Source organism: Burkholderia sp. Ac-20345, from assembly GCF_017104825.1.
GTDB classification, from domain to species: Bacteria; Pseudomonadota; Gammaproteobacteria; order Burkholderiales; family Burkholderiaceae; genus Burkholderia; species Burkholderia lata_B.
Genome location: NZ_JAAGPO010000007.1, coordinates 37172 through 58761 on the forward strand (window position 1 = coordinate 37172; position 21590 = coordinate 58761).

General features: G+C 60.0%; 28 protein-coding genes. All 28 read right to left on the minus strand.

From position 1 onward, the window contains the following. Positions 1–21 precede the first annotated feature (21 nt). Positions 22–582 (minus strand): hypothetical protein, encoded by a 561-nt coding sequence (locus tag G3O06_RS04735; protein ID WP_205815196.1) that lies wholly within the window; start codon positions 580–582, stop codon positions 22–24. 113 nt (positions 583–695) lie between these two features. Next, a complete protein-coding gene (locus G3O06_RS04740) occupies positions 696–1445 on the minus strand; it encodes a hypothetical protein (protein ID WP_205815197.1) in 750 nt (249 codons plus the stop codon). Between the two features lie 51 nt (positions 1446–1496). Beyond that, the gene (locus G3O06_RS04745; protein ID WP_205815198.1) at positions 1497–1814 is read right to left on the minus strand and encodes a hypothetical protein; all 318 of its coding nucleotides are present in this window, start codon (positions 1812–1814) and stop codon (positions 1497–1499) included. A gap of 33 nt (positions 1815–1847) precedes the next feature. Next, positions 1848–2117 (minus strand): hypothetical protein, encoded by a 270-nt coding sequence (locus G3O06_RS04750; RefSeq protein ID WP_205815199.1) that lies wholly within the window; start codon positions 2115–2117, stop codon positions 1848–1850. Between the two features lie 270 nt (positions 2118–2387). Continuing rightward, positions 2388–2927: a hypothetical protein gene (locus G3O06_RS04755; RefSeq protein ID WP_205815200.1), complete on the minus strand. Its 540-nt coding sequence runs from the start codon at positions 2925–2927 to the stop codon at positions 2388–2390. Continuing rightward, the gene (locus G3O06_RS04760; RefSeq protein ID WP_205815201.1) at positions 2927–3265 is read right to left on the minus strand and encodes a hypothetical protein; all 339 of its coding nucleotides are present in this window, start codon (positions 3263–3265) and stop codon (positions 2927–2929) included. The genes G3O06_RS04755 and G3O06_RS04760 overlap by 1 nt, the downstream gene beginning before the upstream one ends. Before the next feature lie 4 nt (positions 3266–3269). After that, positions 3270–3461: a hypothetical protein gene (locus G3O06_RS04765; protein WP_205815202.1), complete on the minus strand. Its 192-nt coding sequence runs from the start codon at positions 3459–3461 to the stop codon at positions 3270–3272. 156 nt (positions 3462–3617) lie between these two features. Continuing rightward, positions 3618–3866: a hypothetical protein gene (locus G3O06_RS04770; RefSeq protein ID WP_081712843.1), complete on the minus strand. Its 249-nt coding sequence runs from the start codon at positions 3864–3866 to the stop codon at positions 3618–3620. Further along, a complete protein-coding gene (locus tag G3O06_RS04775; protein WP_205815203.1) occupies positions 3863–4045 on the minus strand; it encodes a hypothetical protein in 183 nt (60 codons plus the stop codon). The genes G3O06_RS04770 and G3O06_RS04775 overlap by 4 nt, the downstream gene beginning before the upstream one ends. Continuing rightward, positions 4038–4703 (minus strand): hypothetical protein, encoded by a 666-nt coding sequence (locus G3O06_RS04780; protein WP_205815204.1) that lies wholly within the window; start codon positions 4701–4703, stop codon positions 4038–4040. Before G3O06_RS04780 ends, G3O06_RS04775 begins: the two co-directional genes overlap by 8 nt. Positions 4704–4832: 129 nt before the next feature. After that, positions 4833–5609, minus strand: a complete 777-nt coding sequence (locus tag G3O06_RS04785; protein ID WP_205815205.1) for a hypothetical protein — start codon at positions 5607–5609, stop codon at positions 4833–4835. A gap of 86 nt (positions 5610–5695) precedes the next feature. Then, positions 5696–6271, minus strand: coding sequence for a hypothetical protein (locus tag G3O06_RS04790; RefSeq protein WP_205815206.1), 576 nt, complete (start codon positions 6269–6271; stop codon positions 5696–5698). A gap of 70 nt (positions 6272–6341) precedes the next feature. Then, the gene (locus G3O06_RS04795) at positions 6342–6998 is read right to left on the minus strand and encodes a hypothetical protein (protein WP_205815207.1); all 657 of its coding nucleotides are present in this window, start codon (positions 6996–6998) and stop codon (positions 6342–6344) included. Between the two features lie 437 nt (positions 6999–7435). Beyond that, complete coding sequence (locus tag G3O06_RS04800; RefSeq protein ID WP_205815208.1) at positions 7436–8149, minus strand: hypothetical protein; 714 nt, start codon at positions 8147–8149, stop codon at positions 7436–7438. Positions 8150–8315: 166 nt separating this feature from the next. Further along, the gene (locus tag G3O06_RS04805) at positions 8316–9008 is read right to left on the minus strand and encodes a hypothetical protein (protein ID WP_205815209.1); all 693 of its coding nucleotides are present in this window, start codon (positions 9006–9008) and stop codon (positions 8316–8318) included. A gap of 208 nt (positions 9009–9216) precedes the next feature. Next, positions 9217–9408: a hypothetical protein gene (locus G3O06_RS04810; protein WP_205815210.1), complete on the minus strand. Its 192-nt coding sequence runs from the start codon at positions 9406–9408 to the stop codon at positions 9217–9219. A 343-nt stretch (positions 9409–9751) separates the two neighbouring features. Beyond that, positions 9752–10783 (minus strand): phosphoadenosine phosphosulfate reductase family protein, encoded by a 1032-nt coding sequence (locus G3O06_RS04815; RefSeq protein WP_205815211.1) that lies wholly within the window; start codon positions 10781–10783, stop codon positions 9752–9754. Between the two features lie 548 nt (positions 10784–11331). Further along, positions 11332–12762: a DNA cytosine methyltransferase gene (locus G3O06_RS04820; RefSeq protein ID WP_205815212.1), complete on the minus strand. Its 1431-nt coding sequence runs from the start codon at positions 12760–12762 to the stop codon at positions 11332–11334. A 74-nt stretch (positions 12763–12836) separates the two neighbouring features. Continuing rightward, on the minus strand, positions 12837–13553 hold the full coding sequence (locus G3O06_RS04825) for a hypothetical protein (RefSeq protein ID WP_205815213.1): 717 nt from the start codon (positions 13551–13553) through the stop codon (positions 12837–12839). A gap of 261 nt (positions 13554–13814) precedes the next feature. Next, positions 13815–15698, minus strand: a complete 1884-nt coding sequence (locus tag G3O06_RS04830) for a hypothetical protein (RefSeq protein ID WP_205815214.1) — start codon at positions 15696–15698, stop codon at positions 13815–13817. Positions 15699–15854: 156 nt separating this feature from the next. Beyond that, positions 15855–16250, minus strand: a complete 396-nt coding sequence (locus G3O06_RS04835) for a DUF1294 domain-containing protein (RefSeq protein WP_235996343.1) — start codon at positions 16248–16250, stop codon at positions 15855–15857. Beyond that, the gene (locus G3O06_RS04840; protein WP_176000297.1) at positions 16247–16897 is read right to left on the minus strand and encodes a hypothetical protein; all 651 of its coding nucleotides are present in this window, start codon (positions 16895–16897) and stop codon (positions 16247–16249) included. The genes G3O06_RS04835 and G3O06_RS04840 overlap by 4 nt, the downstream gene beginning before the upstream one ends. A gap of 149 nt (positions 16898–17046) precedes the next feature. Further along, the gene (locus tag G3O06_RS04845; RefSeq protein WP_205815215.1) at positions 17047–18402 is read right to left on the minus strand and encodes a hypothetical protein; all 1356 of its coding nucleotides are present in this window, start codon (positions 18400–18402) and stop codon (positions 17047–17049) included. Positions 18403–18620: 218 nt separating this feature from the next. Then, complete coding sequence (locus G3O06_RS04850) at positions 18621–19190, minus strand: hypothetical protein (protein ID WP_205815216.1); 570 nt, start codon at positions 19188–19190, stop codon at positions 18621–18623. A 248-nt stretch (positions 19191–19438) separates the two neighbouring features. Next, positions 19439–19735, minus strand: a complete 297-nt coding sequence (locus tag G3O06_RS04855; protein WP_205815217.1) for a hypothetical protein — start codon at positions 19733–19735, stop codon at positions 19439–19441. A gap of 124 nt (positions 19736–19859) precedes the next feature. Further along, the gene (locus G3O06_RS04860) at positions 19860–20570 is read right to left on the minus strand and encodes a hypothetical protein (protein WP_205815218.1); all 711 of its coding nucleotides are present in this window, start codon (positions 20568–20570) and stop codon (positions 19860–19862) included. Positions 20571–20633: 63 nt separating this feature from the next. After that, positions 20634–21089 carry a hypothetical protein gene (locus G3O06_RS04865; protein WP_176000292.1) on the minus strand — a complete coding sequence of 152 codons (456 nt, stop codon included), beginning with the start codon at positions 21087–21089 and terminating at the stop codon, positions 20634–20636. 107 nt (positions 21090–21196) lie between these two features. Beyond that, on the minus strand, positions 21197–21547 hold the full coding sequence (locus G3O06_RS04870; protein WP_176000291.1) for a hypothetical protein: 351 nt from the start codon (positions 21545–21547) through the stop codon (positions 21197–21199). Positions 21548–21590 lie beyond the last annotated feature (43 nt).

Genomic DNA, 21590 nt, shown 5'->3' on the forward strand with positions numbered 1-21590 from the left:
CCCCTGCCAGCCGACGACGAATCAGATCGCGTCGCCGTTCTTCGGATCGACGAGCTTGACCGTCACAGCGACGTCTTGCTTGCCGTTCGCGTCGGTCGCGGAGTTGACGACGGTTTCGACGCCAGCCTTGACCTTGACCGCGGACTTGAAACCATTCTTCGACACGTCGGGAAGCTGGATCGTGCCAAGGTCCGATTTGAAGTCGCGCATGGAGTTCAGACGGGCGCTGTCATACACGAGATCGAGGAGCACTTCACCGTTCGGCAGCACGCGCGGCAGCACGCCAAAGTCGAAGCCCGTCTTGAGATCCGCGTACGACACGCAGGTCTTGGCCGGATTGTCCTTGCACGGAGCGATCGCGCTGACGTAGGAGATGCTGGTGTGCTCGTCGACGTTGGTGCTCACGCCGTCGGCCGCGGTCAGCACGACCGAGGTCGCCTTGTCGCCCTTTATGCTCAGCGTGATCTGCACAACCTTGGCGTTTGCCGACACCGACGGAATGTCCGCCGACGCCGTGGCGCAGTAGCCGAACATCAGGGCGGCGCTCAGTGCGAAAAGGGCTCGGGTGGGTTTGCGATTCATGTGTCACTCCAGGTTAAGTCACGCCGGCGACATGCAAGCGCGCACGTTCCAGTTCAAAGCAGAGCTTGCTTGCGACTGGCAGATCACGGTGCGCGTCCGCCAGCCCGCTCGGATCACTGCGCAGTGGTCGAGTTTCTGTCGACCACCTTGGCCAGCACAGAAATGGTTTGCGCCATCGAATCGTGCGAACAGGTCTCGATGACCGTATCAACGTCCGGTTTCAGCCTCACTGCGGATTCGAAGCCGCACGTGTACGTCTTCGGAATCTGCACCGTACCCAGCTCGTTGGTGACGTTCTCCAGCGAGCTCAGTTGGCTGTTGGAAGCCTTCTGATCGAGCACGACGTCGCCGTTCTCAAGCACATGCGGCTCCGCGGCGATTTCCAGTCCAGTAACCAGCGGCGAGGTGGTCACGCACATTTCGTTACCGCTCGGGGACGTCCCGCCCGCAATCCCTCCGCCGGCCGTCGACGAATCTTCCTTTTTGCACGGCCCCACATCGCTGACGTAGGTCCCCTGGGTGACTGACCGGTAGTGAGCCGACTTCCCGTCACGCAGAACCAACGGGACGCTCGCCAGTCTCTCGTTCTTCGATTGGACGGTCACCGTGAGCATCACGACCTTGTAGCTTGCCGGCGACACGGCCCGAGCGGCCGGCGCCTCCCACTTCTTGTCCCGGCACTCGACGATGGCGCCGCTGGCATCCAGCGTGATAGTCCCGCTGACCGTACAGGCGCTGTCGAATTTCACATCGGTGGCGGCAGGTTTGCTGCTCGTCACACTTTGCGCATTCGCAGCAGCGCACATGCCGAGAGCGAGCACGGCCCCGATAGCACCGAGGCGACACGTAGCGTTCAACTTCATCACTTCACTCCTCAAAAATTGTTCATAGATGGCTGAGCAAATCTGGCCCGCTCAATCCGGGAAAACGTCGCGATTCGACACGAGGCCATCCAGATTCAAATCCCCGCCCGCCCACGCGACTTCCACTTCGTTCCGTTCATCCCACAACACCAGATTTGCCTTGCAGCAGTGGCTAACCCAGACCTTGCAGGTCTTGCTGCTCAGCAGAACGCCGTCCTGGGTTTCGTCTCGGGAATATTCAAAATCTGCCTGATCGGGGCGACAATTCCCGCAACCGTTCTCACAGGTCCACTGCTGACCTTCTGCCAACTCGGGCAAGACCACGTCCTCGACATGACGTTCTTTCTGGAGAGCGACAGCGGTATCCATTGGTGATCCTCATTAAGCTTGATGCGTGACCGCTCACCGACCGGCTGTAGCGGCTTGGTGCTCGGTCTGGACGAATTCGGTGATCTTCTGCCGCAACGGCGCCAACGCGGAGTTCACTTGCTGAACCTCGTTGGCCATGTCGACGCGATTTCCCGTGGTGTCGATCGGACTGTCGCCGATGCAGAGCGTCCATTGGCCGGTGCTCGACTGGCAGGGATGCGGCAGATCCGTCTGCTGTGTCTGTGCAGCGACCGGACCCGCGATCAGGAAGGAAACTGCCAGCGTCGCCTTCACGAATTTCATGGACAAGCCTTAGGCTGATGTGGAATCAGCCACCTATTATCGGGATCGGGAAAAATCCGACAATTCGGAAACAGGCTGCAAAATAGGGGGGATTTGCGCGATTGTGTGTGCTTTTTGCCCGCTTAGTCGGAAAGAATCGGGGGCACTCGCGCGCCGCCATCGCCGACGCGCAAAAATGAAACCCGTTCGGGATGCGTTCGCCGCCATCGCAACCTGCCGCTGCGTGCTATGCACCAGCCGCGTGTGCTCGTCGATCCGAAACCAGAGCTCTCACCGCAGAGAGGTACCGGTGCAACGTCGGGTGCAGGGAGTGCTCGCGGGTTCCACGGCCGTCAATTCGGCCCGAGCAAACGCATCCTGAACGGGTTGAGGCGGCTCGCCCGCCACGGAGGACATCTTCGAAACCGGAACAGGCGCATTCACGAGATAGACTACCGTGCCTGCCGGCTTCGACGACGAACCAGCCGCGGCGATCGGCATGTTCCACGCGTCATTTGCGCCATGCACCTTGCCCTGCTCGTCCACCCAAAGCAGCTCAGCCTCGCGGGGCGCATCTTCCACCGGCACGATTCGGTCCGTCACGATCAGGACGAGTCCCGGTTTACCGCCCACCGGCGCAGCACGGAACGACACCTCGCTGCGCTCCCCGTGGTATTCGAGAGGCAGGCGCTTTTGCGCTTCTCTCTTGGCATCGTTCATGTCACAGACGAACGCCACGCTCTCGCCCATCGTCCAACCAGGCATGTCGCAGGGGTTCGACCTCGCACCCGCCGGCGCCAGCCCCAGGAAAAGCAGCAACGCACCAATCATCAATCGTCCTTTTTGTTCTTTCGGGTCGTCTTACGGGCTTGCGCCAGCTTTGCCTCTCCCATCACCAGCACCTGGCGCAGAACCAGCAGTTTGTACCGGCATTGAGGCAAGATCACATAGAGGTGTTCGTCTTCCTGCGCCTGACCGACCGTCTGCTCCTCGATCGCGATCCGCAACGCGGTCTTGCAAAGATCCTCGATCGCGAACAACACGATGATCGACAGCACAGCAAACGCATTCGCATCGTCAGGAAAGCAGACACCCAGAAGCGTCATCAGCCCGGTGACGAAAACGGCTTCCTTCGCCTGCCATGGAATCCGGCGGATCGTGGACAGCACCTCGTCAAGCTCCGGTGGCCAGCACGGCGATCAGCGTCACATCGGACGGATCTCCGCCGCGAGCCTTCACTGCATCAACCCTCTCGTTGAAGTCTTGATCCGCGCCGTCGAAGTCGTGGCCATGATCTTCCACCGTTCCGGCAGAATCATCGCGGACTTCGTAGCGCTCGATATATACGGTTGCTGCTCTCAACATGGGTTCCCTCACTCTCTCCCGTCTAAACCGCGCGCCCACTGGCCGCTTCCTTTCAATTCTGGAGGATCCGGCAGGATTGGACCGCTCGAAAACGAAGCGCATCTGGGCGTACTTTCGCCTTCAGATTACCGGCGATCGAAGCCGATTCAAGGGGGATCAGTTGGAGGGAGGGTCGAACCGGAAACGGAGTTGCTCGCCGGCCTCAGCGTCGAGCGGCTGCAGGATGACGTCCTCGCGCCGAACCCATTGCGGGCTGACACGGCTCGACACGCCCTTCTGGAACTTGACGAAGTCACCGTTCGGGTGAACCTCGACGATGTAACCGTAGACGAAGCCACCCGTAGGCTCCGGCACCTTGCAGGCGCGACCCTCAGACTCAAGCGCCTCTTCACGGGTCAGGCTCAATCCGGCCTCCCCTTCGTCTGCTCGTAGCTTGCCCAGGCCAGGATCGCGTCGTCGATATCCTCGTTCCGGTCCGGAAACCTGCGGACAAGCTCAGCCCTCAACGCCGTTACCTTGCGGATCTGCTGGAACCGCGCGATGTTGACCGCTGCGCGCAGCATTTCGAACACGCCCTCAGTCATCGACGCACCGGATCGCCATTCGCGCTTCGGCGGTAATCTGCGCCTCGAGCTCGGCCACGGCTTCGGCGACGATTTCATCATCGCCAGCCCGGTAGCGTTCGCCGGCCTGGTCAATCGGAAGCACGACTGCCTTCGACCAGCCGAACTGGTCGGCGGTGATGTCCGCGACGAAGCTCACGCCGCCCGGTGTTTTCCCTTCTACCCAGTAATGGCCATTCCACATGCCAGCCTGGTCGATGGCGCCTTCACGGAGATCTCCATCGCCCCCGCGCACGGCCACCGCGCACTTGCCGAACTGATCGAGCGAGTTTCGCAACAGGATCGCGCCGTAAGCGCATGTCCCCCTAGTTCTCGCGATGTTGCTGGCAGAGAGCACGCGATCGAACACATCCCGCATCATTGTGGTGAGCCGTGCCACCTCTTGCAGGTCCGGGTCACAGTCAACGGCGATTTGAGGGCCCGGCCAGTGATCCTTGGCCGGCTTCCATTTCGGATTGTCAGGCTCGACCTTGCGCATGGTTTCCAGCGCGTCCGGATCCCGGTAGTCCGCCATGCACCGAACGCAATCACCGCCGCAGTCACCGGTGTCCGGTTTCCCGGGCTGGTCGAGATGCTGGCCGCAAATTCGGCAGGCATGCGGATCAGGCTGTTGCGGCATGACATGTTTCCGTGGCAATAGACGGCCCATGATAGCAGCGGGCACCGGCAGAACAAGCGGGTGCACAAACGCAAACAGCCCATCCACCGAAATGGTGAATGGGCTGTCTGGGTACGATTCAGACCTAGGTTATGCGGCCATGAGTCGTTTGATGATGCCGTCGGCATCGCCACAGAACGGCGCCAGCATGTCGAGCGTCAGATCGATAGCCCGTTTCCGGGCTTCGAGCGTCAGCCACGGCTTGCCGATCGCCGCCAGACTCGGGAGCTCCGCCATCGCTTCCAGCAGCAGATTTTCGGCCTGCATGCGGGTGTTCTCAGCTTCGAGCAGCGGACAGTTGTCCGACGCTCTGACCTTGAGCCCTGCCGCATCGCGTGCCTCGAAACACTGCTTGAGGAAGATCGCGAAGTCTGACTCTTCCAGCATGTACGATCGCTTCCGGTCGAGAATGACCACGTCCTCACACCCATGCCCGACATACTTCCTTGCGATGCGAAACTGATGCCGAGTCAGGATCTCCGTTTCGTACGCGACGACGACCGGGCGGACTACATCCTCATGAGCCATCGAGAGCAGCAGGTTCTCTGCCGCCCGGATCATGTTGACATTCGGGACAAACTCGCCTGACATGGCCTTCGTGATCTGCTCGTTGACCTGGGAATCGACCTTCTGCGCGATCGATTCCGGGAGATCCCCGATCTGGCTGTCGCAGCCCATCCAGTCACTATCGGCATGCCATGCCTGACTGCCGACAGGACGGAACTCGTGATGCTTTTCCGGCCGGCCCGACTCGCCTTGGCGAACGACGCATCGCCATTCGTAACCGTCGATCACGACCGGCGTCGATACGAAGAAATGCGTGCCGGCTTTGAGGCCAGACGATGCACCTTGAACTGCTTGAGTCATGTTCCTGCTCCTGAGTAACGCGAAGCAGGCCCCGTGGCGGGTGACTGCCCCGCTTGGGTAAAAAGTGACTTTCCAGATGTGGCCGGTTAAACCTCGGTTCCGCCAATCCAACAATCGCCGAGATAGGCATCCGCTACGTCGCCATCTACGGCATGCACAACGCCCTCATGGTTGAGCGACTGGACGATAGCGTCACCCGTCCATGGAACGGATGGCGAGACGCTGAAAACGACATTCCCGGTTGGCCCTCGCACAGAAAGGATCGCGTTTTCACGACCGATGAGCAGGTCCCGCTCGCCAACGTGGATCGGGCGCCCTACCAGCTTTATGCCGCATGCTGTCGCATCGTATGCGCCCTGCTCGATTCCACGGATCAGTACCGGCTTCGGATATCCGAACTTCTCGAAATCCGGAACGCCGCCACATTCCTTAAGGAAGGCGTCAGCGTCCACGCCGTTTTTGGCTGCGTGGCCTCGAAACTCATCAAGCCTTTCCATAGCCCGCTTGATCTTCCCTTCGCGATCTTGCAGTTCCAACGCCAAAATATGGCCATTCCCTCGCGCCAGTTGCACCCCGTGAAGAGCCGCCTCCTGCTCGCGCAAAACGTTCAACGCATGGTTGACGTAGAACTGAACAGACTGCGGGATCTTTGTTTCGTGCATTCTCTTTCTCCTTGCTTGAGTGACACGAAGCAGAAACCCGGGCGGGTAATTGCCCCGCCTGGGGTGACCTTCAGGCTACGACGCGTACGGCGGTGAGGATGACGCTCGAGTCGAAGTTGCGCTCGCGTCCGCTGACGAAGTAGACACAGACGGTTCGGCTGTTGATCAGCTCCACCCTTTTGACCTCTTCGTTCTGGTGATACGGCAGCACGTCCCCGGATTGGAGATCCGCCGGCTTTGCTTCGATATGGCGCCGCGATTGCTTCTGCTCGTGCGCGACCGACGCAGCCCACGACTTGTACTCCGCCGTGCCATTCTTCTTCAGCCATTCCTGATGCTCTCGCATTGCGGCGACGCTGTGGAAGCCGAGGGCTTTCGCCTGTTCGAGGCTTTGGCACACCGCCGTCCGCTCCCAGCCATCTTGTGGGAATTCCTCGCCCATCACCTCCGCAACTTCATCGACGAGATCGACGCGTTTTACGGCGATGAAGGTCGCCAGATCAAGCCGCGTTACGCCGTCGATGTTGTCTGCACGTACCGAACTGAGTACGCGATACACGTCCACCTTGCGCAACTGGTCGATCGAGTCAGCCGCGATCTTGATGAACTGCTCGAGGTCACTGGCTTGTCCGCGGTCGCCGTGCGCATGCACATAGACATCGACATGAGGCAGTTCACGCTGAAGCGCTTCCCATGCGGCATATTCCGCCGGCAGGGTTGCCTTCACGTATGCTCGGTCTCCAAACTGAGATGCTTTACATCCAATCCCTGCGGCGTCTCTCGTTGGAATTGCGGCACAATGGCCTCGGGAGTTTGTGTAAATGTCCCAATTGCCGTGGTTACAGATGAACGTCGGAAAGTTCTCGGTGTTATAGACACCATCCCTTTCGGGCTTGACCGTTGGTTCCGTCATTTTCCTGCTCCTGATGTCGCGAAGCAGGCTTACCCGTGCGGGTAACTGCCCCGCTTGGGTTGAGATACTGCCCGAGGGCAGATTGATGAGATTGCGGCGGTGCCGCCAGGCTGGGTGATGGTCCAGCTACCAGTGAAAGCGGGTCAAGTATATCGGAATTTCCAGACAGGAAGTAACGCGGAACCATGACCTGCTCGAGAAAGCAAAAAGCCACGGACCCGAAGGTCGGTGGCTTTCTGGTACAGCGTGGACTACGCCGCGGATGCATGCGGCTTCTTGATGGGCGTCGAGGTGCCGGTGAGATCCTCTACCGTCACGTTCGACTCGACGTTCAGCTCCTCATCGCGTTCCGGCTCGAACTTGGCATCCAAGATGGACGCAGCTTCCTGCTCGTTCGGTGAAGCCTTGAACCAGCCGATGTAGGCGGTAGCACCGAAGTTATGCCGGTGCGTGATCAGGAACGGCTGTAGGCCGTCGACCGTTGCCGCGCGGCGCAACAGGTCTGCTGCCTGGCGCCGTAGCTTGACCGCATCCTCTGCTGCCTGCCCTGCGGCTTCCACATCGAGCGGAGCGACTTCCGTGACCGTCCAGTTGCCTTCGAGGCTCACCATGCATTCACCGGTTTCGGTGGACGCCATCGCGTCTACGATTCGCGCCAGCAGTACCGCCGGCGGAGCCGTGCGAGACGCATTGTCGACGCTCGTGGCGTATACCCGCAACATAACGCAGACGAACACCTTGCGATCGGTCGGCTCCTGCGCATCGTCTTCCGAAATCCATCCCCGCACGACGGAAAGGATTCCGGCCGGGAACTGCCCCTCGGTCATAGCAACTTGGCTGAAACCTCGCGCTTCTTCGTCAGCGAACTCGCGAGTGCACAGATCGGCGTCGGTAAAGCCCGTCGCCTCGAACGTGACATTGAACGGGACCATGCCCCGACGGGAAACCACGGTGGATTGAGACATATCCTGCTCCTGAAAAGTGCGAAGCAGGCCCCCGGCGGGAAGCTGCGCCGCTAGGGTTGTGCACGAAATAGTGCGTTTTGGGCTGGTTTCGGTCCAGCTACCGTCGAAAATCAGGCATCAGTATATCGCGGAATTCCTGACGCGAAGTTCCTCGATGCCGCACAGGTCAGTTCGAGTCTTGCGTTGGCTGCGACAGATACTTGGTCACGCCGTCCGGCAGATGTACGACGCCGTCTTTCGACTCGGCAGCCGCCTTTTGCACCGCATCGACGTTCGCCTTGAGCTTGGCGCTCTCGCCTTGCACGTAGCTCGGCCACGGCACGAACGGCTGGGCGTAGTCGCGCCCCAGCCTGATCGATTTCGGGCACCGATAGACAGCGGTATCGGCCTTCAGGCGCACAAGGATCTCGTCGCCACTGCAGGTCATCTGCTCACCCGTGAAGCCGACGTCCATCGAGCCGGATCTGTTGACGTCACGAAAGAAAATCCAGTGGTCGATGGCGGTCCCGCAGACATAGAGAGCTGCGAAGACCGCCCAAAGCGACAGGCCGAACCTCAGATTCCCGCCCGACTGGCCGGCCCGCGCGGCCGAAACGAACTTGATCCCGAACAGGATCAGGCTCAGCAAGCCGACGACGAAATACGCCAGCGGCGTCCAGTTGTAGGCAGCTCCGCCGATGCCGCCAAACAGGTTGAACTGAATCAGCTCCGTTCCACCGAGGAAGGCGATCGATGCCACCAGGCACGTCAGCATGTGCGCGCCGCCGATCAGAGGTCCCTTCCCCGGCTTTCCGATTTGCCGGATGGCGGCAAAGATATTCGCGTACATCAGGAAGGCGGTGATAGCGAGAAACGGCATAGTGGCCTCAGAAATAGGTGATCCCGCTCACTCGAGCGGACTGCGCGCCGCACCGGAGCGATCCATGCGGCGCAACCAGCGGCTCGGCATTTTACTGCGCCGGGTTGTCATCCGGGTGGTACCACCGTATCAGGGGGAGATCCCGATTCAAGGGGGAGTGAGGATCCGGGTGTGTTCCCCACCGGTTACAGCTGCTCGATTCCCTTGGTCAAAGCCGGCCCGCCCGGGCAAGCACAACAGCATCCGCGTATTTGATGGGCTCGCCCAGAAATTCCGAAATCCGCGCATGGAGCAGCGTCGACTCTTCCCATGGCTTGTCACTGATGTGCTTCAGCGCCTCGCGCAGAAGCCCGACCGCCAATTCGTGTTGAACCGCATCGATCCAGTACTGCCCTGCCATGTCCACTCCGTGGCCAGTCGTTAAGCCGGAAGGCTCTCGACCGGAATCGTTTTAGGCATCTACTGCGGCGGAACGCCGAGGAAGTCGTCTCGGGAACCCGCCACATGTACGATGATTTTTCGCCACACCAGGCGAGCGCCCTCCCGCACCCAATCGAGGGCGTTGCGCGGGGGAACGGATCGGGGAGCGACGCTTTGCATAATGCGAAATTTTCCGTCAGACAGTTCACGTGAACAATCGATAAACGTTCACAAATAACGGGGGATTTCCTGAACGGAAAAGCCCGCGGCCTTCTCAAGAGAGAAGACGCGCGGGCTTGGTTTGCTGCGAACTGCTTTTCACATCACTGCGGACCGGCGCCCTGCTTGAAGGCTCCGGACGGCAGCGTCCAATCGGTCGTGGCGATCCGAATTGGCACCGTATATTCGGTTGAGAGCGCAAGGGCAGCGGTCTCTTCCTCATACCCGTACGGCGTGCCTTCATCGGCCAGTTGATGAACCGACTTCGTGCGGTGAATCGTGAGACCGAACTCACTTTCGAGATCGGCGATCCGCACGAAGCGCACCGGCATCAGCTTTCGCTCGGTCGCCCGCTGGTGGCAGTCCGAGAAGATGCAATGCGCGCAGGACACACGGTTGAAACCAAGGTAGTACGCCGGATGCGGACGTACACCGAAACGCTTCATGATGTCCCACACCTGCTCCTCGGACCACTGCAGTACCGGACGCCAGTGATCGACGTGCCGGCTCTGCGTGTGGCAACGATCCGGCTCGTTGGCAAGGTACTTCGACCGCGCTGCGGACTCTTGAGCGCGCTCCCCCGTACAGACGAGGGTGCGGATACCCAAAAAGCGATGCTGGTTCCGCATCGCCGCGGCGCCGACGTCGACCTTGAGGCTGGCTGAGCACCAACGCTGAGACAGAGCCGCCGTGACCTGCGGAAACTTGCGTCGCGTGTTCTGCGGCCCTGCTCCGCCGGCCTGAATCAACCCGTCCGGCGTTTCGGCCATGACCGGCGCGGTGGACTGGTTCTCGCGAAGCATCTCGCGAAGAAAACCGCCCTCTCGCCAACTGAAGTACAACGGCAAACCGAATTCCGCTGCGAACTGCCGGCAGTAGTCGCTGGTCACCGGCCAATCCATGAAGGATTCACCATGCCCGTCGACGTCGTGATGCCAGAGCTCGATGCGACTCGGATCGATGCCAATATCGAGCAGGTGCAGGACGGTAGCTGCCGAGTCCTTGCCCCCGCTGAACATGACGACATACTTGTCGTATGCATGCGGATCAAACGCGACCGGTGGGTCGGCATCCGCAGGAGGATCCACCTCGAACAGCAACTGCTGCTGTGGAGGCCGACCGTTTAGTGCTTCCAAGATGCTCTCCATGGCCGTGAGGCCGAATTCGCGAGCATCACCCCCAGCGGGAGCGAAATCCCGCGAGGGTTGAATGTGACTTTCCGTACCACTGCTGACAGGTGCCCTGCCTGAATCTCCAGACGGCAGCGCCCAGTCGGGTGGTCAGGAATACGTGCGGTTGACGTTGCGCTTCGCACTGCGTTCACGAATGAGGCGGCGGAACAACTTGACCGCGTCTCCCCGTTCTTCAAGCTCGAAGCACTCCCACACGCGCGCATGGCCGTTGTACGGCCGCGCTTTCACGTGATAGCAAGGCCCGTCAACACCCAACGAAATGGCCTGACGGTCGTCGTTCAGCGTCGCACTATCGAGGTACCCGCATGCGTGAGCGAATCGGGTCAGGAAATTGTTGGACCGGACGAACTTCGGTTGTTTTGCGGCTCTCATCTGCTTCTCTCAGAAAATCTGCGGGAAGCAGTCCCGGCAGGGAGCGCGTCCCCGCATGGGTAAAAGTGAAGCGAGCATCCCCCTTGCGGAAGCGATGTCCCGCCAAGGGTGGATGCAACTTATGCCGCGACAGCCTCGGCCCGCACAAACGACGTAAATGAAATCGACGTCGCTTGTTTGAACGCCAGCAACGCATGGCCGAGGGCCTTGAAAACCGATACGAAAGGCGGAACGCTGACGGCCTGGCCACATACTTCATGACCGAACGTCTGCGTGACTCCTTGCAAGAGATCCTCCCAAATCCCCTTGCAGCGAGCATGCTCGCGTACCGTGGGAATGCGGAGAAGATCCGGGTCGGCCGGATGCTGCAGGAAGGTTCCGGTGCTCTGACGCTTCGCGAGCGTCTTGTTGAGCGTCGGCACTTTGGGAGATTCTTCGTTGACGATCGTCATCTTGAATCCCTTCCCTGCCGCTTCGTCGCGTTCCTGCTTGTCCTTCAGGTACGTGAGAGGCGACCAGCACTTATCGTCCAGCGCGACGACCTCCATGATCTCGCCCAGCTTGCGAGCCTGAGGCTCGGGCCGCTCGACCAGATCGAAGGAGAACTCGACGCCCTGCGTGACCGCGATCATGCACATGCGTTCACGATGCTCGAGCATGTTCCATTCGGCCGCATTCAGCACCGTCTCGTAGACGACATACCCGAGGTCTCGGAACATCGAGCGCGCGATCGCGGCCGACGCCGTGTTCAGCCAGCCGGGCACGCACTCGATGGCAACAAAGGCCGGCGAGGTTTGAGCCACCGCCGCCAGTGCGGGTACGATCAGATGCCCAACGTCCGGGTGCGACTCCGGGAACTCAAGCTTGCGCTTCGTTCGCCCAGCGTTCGATGCCCCGCTGCACGGGATACCGAGCACCATGCCGTCAAGCTTGGGCAGTTGAGACATCACCCAGCTGTCGAACACCACTTCCTGCATCGGAGCCGTCAGCAGGATGGTCTGCGCGTCGAAAACCGGGTTGTGCTCGATCGCATGCTCCATGCAATCGTCCCGTATCTCGTTCGCGAGTGCCAGCCGCGAGCGGATGCCTGCCTCTTCCAGCCCCGTATGAGCGGCTCGATCGAGGATGCCGATTCCCGACGAGAACGAACCCATGAGCAGCGGTTCGTCATTCTCGAGCTTCGACTTCAGCCGGTCGAGCCGTTCCTTCGCGCGGACTTCCGATGCGATCGGAAGCACGAAGATTCGGCGCAGCTGCACCACGATGCGGACGGCCGTCAGGCCCATGCGAACGAAGATGCCGAGGAGGCTTTCATTCTGGATGTCGATCACCGGAACCTCGCGCTCACGCACGACCTTCTTGGATACGACACGCTCGCCGTCGTCCGACGCCTCGAGGACCAACATGCAGCGGTCCTCGTCGAGCTTGGCTTTGAGCTTCATGCCCGGCAGGAAGCCAGCACGGCTCGCCTGAGAGCCTTCGATCCACAGCCGCGGCGTGCCTTTGTTGCTGCCCAGCTTGCGAATCTCCATGCCTTGAAGGGATTTCATATGCTTCTCCAGGGGGACGTGCGAGAAGCGCTCCCTGCGGGAACGCATCCCGCAAGGGTTGAAAACAAGGTGGATTACTTCCTGAACCAGGCCGCCGTCTCGAAGAGGTGCCGCGCGGCGTGGTCGTGTTCGTCGAACGCGACCATCTTGCCGCCGTAGCCTTCCGCGACGGCACGCTCGATCGCGACGTCGTAGTGCTCGCCCTCGTCGATATCGACATCGGAAACGGGCAATTCGAACGTGCGGATCTCGGGAACGCCTTGCGAGTTTTCGCAAAGGACCGCCACCTTGATGCTGGTGCGCTCCTCGTCGACGTTCGCCTTCAGACCGAGCAGACGGTACAGATTGTCTTCGGCCTGATTGAGCTCGGCAGATTGCCGGGCACCTTCCGCGTGCCCATCGTCGGAAAGACGATGGTCGCCGCGCAGGAACGACGCTTCGCCGTGAGCCGCGATCGCCGCCTTGACGCGATCGGCCCAACTCGACGGATACGCGACCTCATCCCAGGCCTCGCCGCGGGTCAGTTCGGTCCCGTCGGGCAACACGGCCGTGGTGATATCGATCTGGTTCTGATTCGCCGGATCGCCGCGTTCGACCGTGGCCTGCTCGATACTCTGCCCCGGACGACGGAACGGGTATTCGATCAGCACGTGACCGTTTTCGTACATCAGTCCATTGGCCTCGTACTCACCCGGGCCATCGGCATCGGTTGCCTTGACCAAGACTGCGTACGGAAAGACCTTCCCCACGAGAATCGGGGCGATGAACGACTTGATGTTTTGCTGTTTCATGTGTGCTCCAATGAACCGCGAAGCACACGCCCACCAGGGCCGAGATGCCCCGCATGGGTTTAGAATCACCGGATGGTGAGAATCGACTGCGGTCAGACCGCACCGCAATAAGGCTAGATTTCGGACTAGCTGCCGTTGGGAAAACGGACTTATTTTGCCACAAACTTCCTGATGGGAAAATTCCCCAGCTCGGCACACAAAAAAAATCCCGCCGGCACTCCCCAAAGGGAGCACACGGCGGGCGGCTTTCAGGCTGATCGATTACACGTCGATCGATGGGGTCGACGGCTTGTGCCCAGGCTCCGACTCAAGTTCCGAGCTCGAAATCACTGCGCAGCTACGCACGTGTGGGTGCTCGTCATGCAAGAGCGTGTTTCGGGCGACGTCATCACATTTCGCATACAGCATGCTTGCGACGACAGCCCTCCCACCTCGATCAAGTTCGCGGAGGTCCGACTCCAAGATCACCGCTTGTTGACTCAGGGTGGATATCTCGGCCTCGCGCAGCTGATACAACTGATGCACGACCGCATGAGGCATCGAGCCTTTCACCGGATATTGCTCAGCGAGCATTCGCGACGTAACCGGCTTTTCCAGCAGTCCGATTGCGCTGTTACGACTCGCGCGAGACGCCACCAGATAACTCCGGGTCGCCTCGCCGGCTTCCTCCAATGCCTCCTGAATCAGACCGTCCTCGTCCGGGAACAGCCCTTTCATCTGGTTGACCTGAATCTCCAGTGAATCGACTGCACCGTAGAGCGATCCGGCCACTTCCTTCCAGTTCACCTTGGTAGACGCGATTTCAGGCTTGCGCCCTTCCCGCGCCGCCGGCAGTTTCCCCTCGTTTGCTCCGGCTTCGCGAGCCAAGGCATTTTCGAGAGCGACAGCCTCCTCTCTCAGCCAGGACGGTGTATCCCCGCCGAAAGCATCGAGCAGCGCCTTTGCAGCGTCGCGAACGGTCACTCCAGGCTGTTTCTGGTCCGGAACGTCATATCGGTTCCAGATAGCTTCCACGGCCGTCTCGATCCCCTCCAGATACGCGGGCAAGCGGATGTCGATTCCGGCCACAGCATGCGCCAACATCATCGACTCCAGGCCGTCAAGCGCAGCTTTGGCTTCGGAACTGTCATCGTCGTCGTGCAGCGAAGACTCGATCACACCGCCTCCCTGGGGCAACAGCGTAATCACGATGTCATAGGCAGCGAGCCTTATCTCTCGAGACCCATTCGCCCGCGGTTTCTCGTCGCGCTCCAGATACGCCTGAAGGGCACCAACGTCCAGCATCGGAGCGGTACCCTCGAGAATCGCCAATCGGGCCTTCTCACCAGCGTCCCGCGTGTCGAATGGTCCGGCGATGTTTTCCTGCCGGTCAACGTCGAAGACAACGAACGGTGCATTTTTGCCGTCACCAGCGAAATTGCCACACGGATCCGTTCCATCGACAACCAGACTTCTCTGAACAGTGGCCGAATTGATCGCGTGTCGCACCGTATCTGGCAATTCGATGAAGTCATCAAGGTAGCCTTCCACGATGAACGCTATCGCTTCGTCAAACGTCACCGTCTCGGCAAGGCTGACGTAGGCGCGGGCCTCCGAAATCAGGCCATCGGCACGCTCGCCCTCAACCGTGAAGATTCCGCCTTGCCGAACGTGCGGGACCGCGCGAGCGTCGATTTTGACCGACGGCGCTGTCTCATTGACCTCGATCACCACGTTCGACGCCTGCATGCGCTGTACCGCCGCCAGGATGCTCGTAGCAATGGGGTTCAAAGGGGCTTTCACCGCGGCGGAATCCGCTTCAGCCTGGAACCCACGGGGCCCGCGAAATGCATCAACGCGGAAGTCAGCCTCAGCAGCCAGTTTCCACGCAGAATTCCCGAGAGGATGCAGTTCGTCGCCGCTACAGGCTTCCTGATTCTCGGCAAGGCCGCATTCTACAAAGGCATCGAGCATCAGCATGTTCGCGTCACAGAAGTCATGGGTATGGCATACCCCTGCGCTTTCTTCGACGCGGTTCCGTTCACGGACGAGTGTGAGTTCCGCTTCCGTCAACGACAACGCCAATTGACGGCAGAAGGCGATTGCTACACGTACTGCCGCTTCGTGAAACTGGGCAACAACCGACTTGCCGCTTTGCTGGTTCATATGTGCTCCGTTGATTGAATCGCGAAGCACACAGCCCACCGGGACTGAGATGCCCCGCATGGGTTTGAAATAGTGGCCGGTGAACCCAGCCTAAGGATCAAATCCCGATCCCGGGCGACAGCGGAATTCCGCCATCGACCCGGTACCGGTATCTCGTCATCTCCTGACGTAGAGCCAGTAGAGAACGCACGCCACGAGCCACAGCAGCCATGCGACACAGAAGACGCCGTCGAACGCCGGCTTCAGTGTCTTGTGCCTGGCCGTAGCCCTGCCCAGTTGGGCGCCTACGAAACCACCTCCGAGGGTGATCAGATGCAGCCATGTTTCCTTGATGCGCTTCTCCCGCTCCACTGCCCTGCGTTTGTCTTCGACGAACATCACGAAGGCAACGACGTTGATGCAGAGGAACAGGATGCGGAACGCACCGGGAAACAACGGCGACAACACGATCAATCCTGACACGAAGGCAAGTCCGGTCAGTTCCCGAAACGGTTTCGGCTTTGCTTGAGTCTGCATACCCCTCCTTTCGGGATTGAACACGACGAAGCTCATCCCCGATCGAGGCCGGGAAGCTCGTCGAACTTGGTGAAACTGATGCCGGCGCCGGTGTAGGTAGCGATTTCGCCGTACACGACGACGCGATCGACCTGCAACTGCGCAGCACGCGCTTCCTCGATCAGCTTCTTGTAGGTAGCGCGATTCAGTACGCCGTTGACGACGAAGATACCGGTCCCCTTGGAGACGGCGGTAGCTCGTACGAAACCTGCGAGATACTGGTACCCATCCAACGGAGAGACCGCGGCGTAGCTATACATCCCCAGCACCTGCAACTTCAGTGATGCTGACGGCACATTGTCTGCCGCTGCGGATTCAGCTTGCTTCGCCGCCTCGCGGCGAGCTTCGTTCTTCGCCACCGTGTAGTCGCCATAAGCCATTCGATCGATTCGAGCAAAATCGAGCCCATGTTCGTCACACAGAAAGCGAAGGTCCGCCAGCATGCCGAGAACGGTCTGCTCGATTCCTACCGGAGTCGCCGGATCGGATTCGAACGTCTGGTCTGCAACACGCCACGTCTTGAGGGATTGCCCGACACGCACAACCCGCATGCGCGGGCTGTAGATCAGGTCCTCGGAGAACTCCGGCATCTCTGCCGGAACCTTGATGTCGACAGAAACCGTGTCTGCCGTGTTGGTCTGCATATCCTGCTCCTGATGACGCGAAGCAGGATCCCAAGCGGGAACGTGCCCCACATGGGTTGAGTAAAGGCGGCAAAGCCGCTTCTGGCTGGAAATGGCCCAGCTACCGTCGAAACTGCCGAGAATCTTACCAGAACAGCGGCATTCCGGGCCTAGTCGGACTTGACGTCACTGGTGGTGTCGGAATCCGGTGGCGATACGGGTCTGTTCTGGTGCGTCTTGGTCGTCGATCCGGATGTGCCGGTCAAAACCCTCCCAACGTCGGTGTCGACCTTCGGATCGAAGAAAACTACGCTGCCGCCTTCGGCGATGATCCGGCTCATTTCATCCATTCGCTCTTGCGTCAGTACGTCATTCTGCCGGCCATGCAGCACTTGATGGCTGGTTCCGAAAATGCTCGCCGGCGAAGGCCCCCAACTGCCATCCGCACCCTGCGTCCAGTGCTTCGGCGTGAACGAAACACCATCCTGGCGAGGATGAGTGTCCAGCATGCGCAGATCGTCGTGGATGGTCGGCATATTCGGGTCGAGGGGAATCTGTTCGCCCGACGACAATCGGCCAGCCATGAGGGTCTTCATATCCTGCAGGATGTAGCGGCCGACATCCTCGGGAGGGGGCATCCGAAGATTGGCGGGCTCACGCCATTCCTGCGAGAATTCCGGCGGCTCGGAGCGGTTCTGAAGTTCGGTCCATTTGACGATTTCCGCGACCCTCGGCTTGTCGCTGCGCTCCATGCGGACCACTACATCAATGGCTTCATGAATCGTTTCGACGCCTCGACCGCCCAACAATTCCGTCAGTGTTGGGATCACGTCCACTATGCTGCGCGCGTACAGGGTCCCTAGACCACCGCCATAAGCGGTCCAGGAGCGCAGAACGTTGAAGGCGATGCTGTCCCGGATCTCGTCGAAGGCCACTCGACGATGGCCAAAGTGCGGGTGTTCGTCCGGCCCGCGTTCAATCTTCACGAACCGGTCGACATTTGGCGGATATTCCGCGTCGCCTCGTGTCACCTCGCAGACGACGAATTCGTCCCCGGGAGCACGAATCGCCATTTCGTTGAGCAGCACATGCATCAGAAGCGATTTGCCCGACGAGGTAGCTCCGATGATCAGAACCGACTTTCGTTGGTCGATCATCTGATCGAAACGACGACGGTGCTCGAGCGAAATGATTCCGTCGGCAAGCAAGGCATCGAGGGTCGACGGAAAAGGTCGCTTCACCCTGAAGACATCCGTGACGCTGGAGAAATCTAGATCCCACGTCACGGCGTCCGAATACCCGAGTTCGGCGAGCCGTATGCGCAAGTCCTGGTAGGAGAACAGAAAGAAACGTACAGCGTTATCTTCACCAACCGCCAACGCGGCGTTCAGCGCAGCCAGGTTATTGTGGCCAAGCGCACGCGCGAGAGCTTCAAGCACATGGGAGTGTTGAACGCCCGGCAACTGTTGCCTGACCGCCCGCTTGAGTTGATTGAAGGAATTCCGGCTGAGAAATGCTGACGGCATGACGAGTCCTTTTGATCAAAGTCTACATACCGGCGATTCCATGCAGACCTGACAAAAGGTCGTCCTGCGAAGAGAGAGTAAGCCGCCTGTTTAACCCGCCGGCAGGTTGGGATGGCATCCAGCGGATAGCCTAGCACACGCCCCCAGGCGCAGCAATTCCCCGCGGAAATGAAAAACCCGCCGAACGCCCCGAAGATCGGGACGCGCGGCGGGTTCATTCAGAGCTGGACCAGCTTGTAGTCATTGAGCACGACGCTGCGTGCCTTGCGAAGTTCCGCCTGGATCTGAGCGTCCGTCGGGTCCTTCATGTAGTAGGAAACAGCGACGTCGTCGCCGGCGTCACGGTGAATCCATGCGTCGACGCGATGTGTGTACCCTTGCTTCTTGTACTTCTCGTCGTTCTTGGCCATTCGACGGGCTGCCTTCTCCCGCCCTTTCTCGAACTCCGCATTGAGCTCGCCCATGAAGCATCGCTCGCACTTCTTCTCCCGGTTCGTTCGCACGGTATCGGGATCGAAGGCGGGCTTGCTGCACTTCACACACGAGATCACGCCGATCGTCTCGAGCAGCCGGCTCATGTCACCGACCGTCGCATCTGCGAAAGATAGTTCTTTCTCGTGGACGAACGCATTTCCGCCGCCGTCCGACATGGTCACCTTGATCTGGAAACCGTACTTCGAATTCATCCAGGAACACGGGGAGACCTCGGCCTTCAGGATTGCGCCAGCGACTTCGCGCGAGACACTCGCCTTTTTGAGATCCGTTTCCGGACTGGATTGCTGATTCATAGCTCTGCTCCTGTGCAATGTACGCGAAGCAGACGTCCCGGCGGGATGAATGCCCCGCAAGGGTAGATAGCCGGGGTTCCGGCCGACATGGAAGTGCGAAAAAAAATCCGCGTTTGGCTGGAATATGGCCCAGCTACCAATCAAAGCAAAGGCATTGTGCCATAGTTTCCTGACAGGAAGTAATCGCACAAAAAGGCAACCCGCCAGCACCCCGAAGGGACTGGCGGGTCGTCAGCTGCATCAGATCACTACGAGCGCTGCTTTGCAGCGGTCTGGGTGGCCGCGTACTTCTCGGCCATCGTATCGAGTCGGTCGGTTTCGACGCTCGGCGTGTCGTACGAGTTCATGCCTCCCGGATTCGACCCACGCCAGGCGGCGCAGGCGGCTTCCATGGTCGGATGCCCCATCGAACACCACATGAAGGTGTCGTAGTCGTACTCGACATCCCATTCCGGATCGTCACCCGTCTGGTAGTAGTCGAAGAACCCCCGACTCCAGGTGCCGTTCCGGCTGGGCCACACTACGTTTTCGCGATTTCGGCTCATTGCGGTTTCAAAGATGACGAGGATGTCCCCCGCGCGGGGAGGCTTCCCCGCGCGGGTTTGGACATCAAGCCCGGTCACGCTTACGCGGCCGGGCCATCTTGAACGGACGAAATCTCCGCACGTTTCAGAACAGCGCTGCCTGCTGCAACTGGCGTTGCGAAGCTGGCAACGGTACGGCCACGTCAACGACCGGCACGACATCCGCCAGTCGCCCTTCCACCTCGAACGGGTTTGTGTCCCACGTCGAGCGTCTCAGCTTGGCATTGAAGCCAGCCTCTCCGTTTCCGACCAGCGGGGTCAACCGCCGGGCACGCCCCCACTCACGGACACGAAAACGTTGGGTCGTCACGGTCTCGTTTCCGATCTGGAAATCGATCGGATCGCGGAACACAATGACATCTCCGGCGTTCGGCGCCGCGGCACTCTCGAGCGACTTCTGCTCGTAGGCCCTGCGCTGAGCGTCACGCCAAGCTGCGGCGTTTTCCAGATTTCGGCCCGAGCCGGCGGGTATCTTCTCGATCGGCGTGAGCTGATTGAAAAGCGACCTCGGCATGGACGTCTCGCCCGGGTCGGAGAACTCCCAGATCGGCTTCCAGCAGAACTCCTTCTGGTCACGGGAGATCTTCACGAATTCCGCATAGTTGAAGCCCTCGCCAGTCGCCTTGATCGTCATACGCACGACGAACCAGAGACCGCCTCGCCCGGGTTTTCCATCGACAACCTCGTAGGTCGCCACGTCGTTTTCCACCTTTTTCCCGGCGTAGTGGGTATCGACATGCCGCAACATCTCCATTGCCGATTTGCCGGGAATATTGCGGGTACCGCTGTAGCCCATGATCTGCTCCTGAGTAGCTCGAAGAGGCAGACACCCCATCCGGGATGCCTGCTCCCCGATGAGTTAGTGAACAACAGCCAACGCAGACGACGCGACGGCCCCGTTGAGCTCGGACCAGCTTCCAAACCGCTGATCCGAGATACACCACGGAGCCGACTCGTAGCCGGGCAACATCCGGATCGCCCTGGCACGGATGGCCGAGATGATCTTGCCGGCGAGCAACGACGGGTAGTCGTCGAGCCCTTCGACCTGGCACTCGTATCCCTCGCAAAGCTTCAGGATTACCACCGGCTCGGGCAGAGTCGCCATCGGCAGGTAGGCGTGCGCGACCTGGATCTCGCACTTGCCATACTGCTTGGCGACAGCCTTGACGTTCGCCTTGAACAGCTCCCCCGCGATCCAGGTTCCGGCCGCTGCACCGCGGTAATCCAGTTTCAGATGCGGCAGACAGATCTGGTGCTGCACGGCGTAGGCCGCGAGCGTGCTGATGTGGGCGTTCGAGCAGAGAAAAATTGCCATCTTGTACTCCTCATTGGAAATCGCGAGGAGCACACACCCTGAGGGATGTGCGTCCCCGCAGGGTTAAAACATGAGCGCCGCCTCGATGGCGGCTCTAAAAAAGCGAATCAGGCTGCAGCTTGAAACGTAACGCTGCCGCGCTCGATCAGCCGTTCTGCGAAGTCCTCGACCTGGTAGTTCGGATACCACCAGACGTTCCCGAGAACAACGATACTGCCATCGTCCTGCAAATCGATTGCATCGGAGAGCATCGGCGCGTCCGTCAGGGCACCGACGTCGACAGGGGCGATCCCGAAGAGCTTCGCGTTACCCAGAAAGCCCAACTGATCGAGCATGTCGTCCAGGAACCGGACGTCGTTACCACCTACGCGGCCCTTGATGTCCTCGAGTATCTCGCGGTCACGATCGTTTTCGATCAGGAACGTGAGATTTCCCGTGGCTTCGATGATGTGTTTCATGACGCTTCCTATAACTTCGGCAAGGAAGCGTCCCCGGCGGGAA

What these genes read in the sequence shown, in the direction of transcription:
- G3O06_RS04765 (WP_205815202.1), bottom strand. Translation starts at nt 3,461, where the DNA reads ATGTTGAGAGCAGCAACCGTATATATCGAGCGCTACGAAGTCCGCGAT.
- G3O06_RS04785 (WP_205815205.1), bottom strand. Translation starts at nt 5,609, where the DNA reads ATGACTCAAGCAGTTCAAGGTGCATCGTCTGGCCTCAAAGCCGGCACG.
- G3O06_RS04830 (WP_205815214.1), bottom strand. Translation starts at nt 15,698, where the DNA reads ATGAACCAGCAAAGCGGCAAGTCGGTTGTTGCCCAGTTTCACGAAGCG.
- G3O06_RS04775 (WP_205815203.1), bottom strand. Translation starts at nt 4,045, where the DNA reads ATGACTGAGGGCGTGTTCGAAATGCTGCGCGCAGCGGTCAACATCGCG.
- G3O06_RS04800 (WP_205815208.1), bottom strand. Translation starts at nt 8,149, where the DNA reads ATGTCTCAATCCACCGTGGTTTCCCGTCGGGGCATGGTCCCGTTCAAT.
- G3O06_RS04735 (WP_205815196.1), bottom strand. Translation starts at nt 582, where the DNA reads ATGAATCGCAAACCCACCCGAGCCCTTTTCGCACTGAGCGCCGCCCTG.
- G3O06_RS04790 (WP_205815206.1), bottom strand. Translation starts at nt 6,271, where the DNA reads ATGCACGAAACAAAGATCCCGCAGTCTGTTCAGTTCTACGTCAACCAT.
- G3O06_RS04840 (WP_176000297.1), bottom strand. Translation starts at nt 16,897, where the DNA reads ATGCAGACCAACACGGCAGACACGGTTTCTGTCGACATCAAGGTTCCG.
- G3O06_RS04805 (WP_205815209.1), bottom strand. Translation starts at nt 9,008, where the DNA reads ATGCCGTTTCTCGCTATCACCGCCTTCCTGATGTACGCGAATATCTTT.
- G3O06_RS04745 (WP_205815198.1), bottom strand. Translation starts at nt 1,814, where the DNA reads ATGGATACCGCTGTCGCTCTCCAGAAAGAACGTCATGTCGAGGACGTG.
- G3O06_RS04860 (WP_205815218.1), bottom strand. Translation starts at nt 20,570, where the DNA reads ATGGGCTACAGCGGTACCCGCAATATTCCCGGCAAATCGGCAATGGAG.
- G3O06_RS04755 (WP_205815200.1), bottom strand. Translation starts at nt 2,927, where the DNA reads ATGATTGGTGCGTTGCTGCTTTTCCTGGGGCTGGCGCCGGCGGGTGCG.
- G3O06_RS04780 (WP_205815204.1), bottom strand. Translation starts at nt 4,703, where the DNA reads ATGCCGCAACAGCCTGATCCGCATGCCTGCCGAATTTGCGGCCAGCAT.
- G3O06_RS04825 (WP_205815213.1), bottom strand. Translation starts at nt 13,553, where the DNA reads ATGAAACAGCAAAACATCAAGTCGTTCATCGCCCCGATTCTCGTGGGG.
- G3O06_RS04850 (WP_205815216.1), bottom strand. Translation starts at nt 19,190, where the DNA reads ATGAATCAGCAATCCAGTCCGGAAACGGATCTCAAAAAGGCGAGTGTC.
- G3O06_RS04750 (WP_205815199.1), bottom strand. Translation starts at nt 2,117, where the DNA reads ATGAAATTCGTGAAGGCGACGCTGGCAGTTTCCTTCCTGATCGCGGGT.
- G3O06_RS04855 (WP_205815217.1), bottom strand. Translation starts at nt 19,735, where the DNA reads ATGAGCCGAAATCGCGAAAACGTAGTGTGGCCCAGCCGGAACGGCACC.
- G3O06_RS04845 (WP_205815215.1), bottom strand. Translation starts at nt 18,402, where the DNA reads ATGCCGTCAGCATTTCTCAGCCGGAATTCCTTCAATCAACTCAAGCGG.
- G3O06_RS04835 (WP_235996343.1), bottom strand. Translation starts at nt 16,250, where the DNA reads ATGAGCTTCGTCGTGTTCAATCCCGAAAGGAGGGGTATGCAGACTCAA.
- G3O06_RS04870 (WP_176000291.1), bottom strand. Translation starts at nt 21,547, where the DNA reads ATGAAACACATCATCGAAGCCACGGGAAATCTCACGTTCCTGATCGAA.
- G3O06_RS04865 (WP_176000292.1), bottom strand. Translation starts at nt 21,089, where the DNA reads ATGGCAATTTTTCTCTGCTCGAACGCCCACATCAGCACGCTCGCGGCC.
- G3O06_RS04820 (WP_205815212.1), bottom strand. Translation starts at nt 12,762, where the DNA reads ATGAAATCCCTTCAAGGCATGGAGATTCGCAAGCTGGGCAGCAACAAA.
- G3O06_RS04740 (WP_205815197.1), bottom strand. Translation starts at nt 1,445, where the DNA reads ATGAAGTTGAACGCTACGTGTCGCCTCGGTGCTATCGGGGCCGTGCTC.
- G3O06_RS04810 (WP_205815210.1), bottom strand. Translation starts at nt 9,408, where the DNA reads ATGGCAGGGCAGTACTGGATCGATGCGGTTCAACACGAATTGGCGGTC.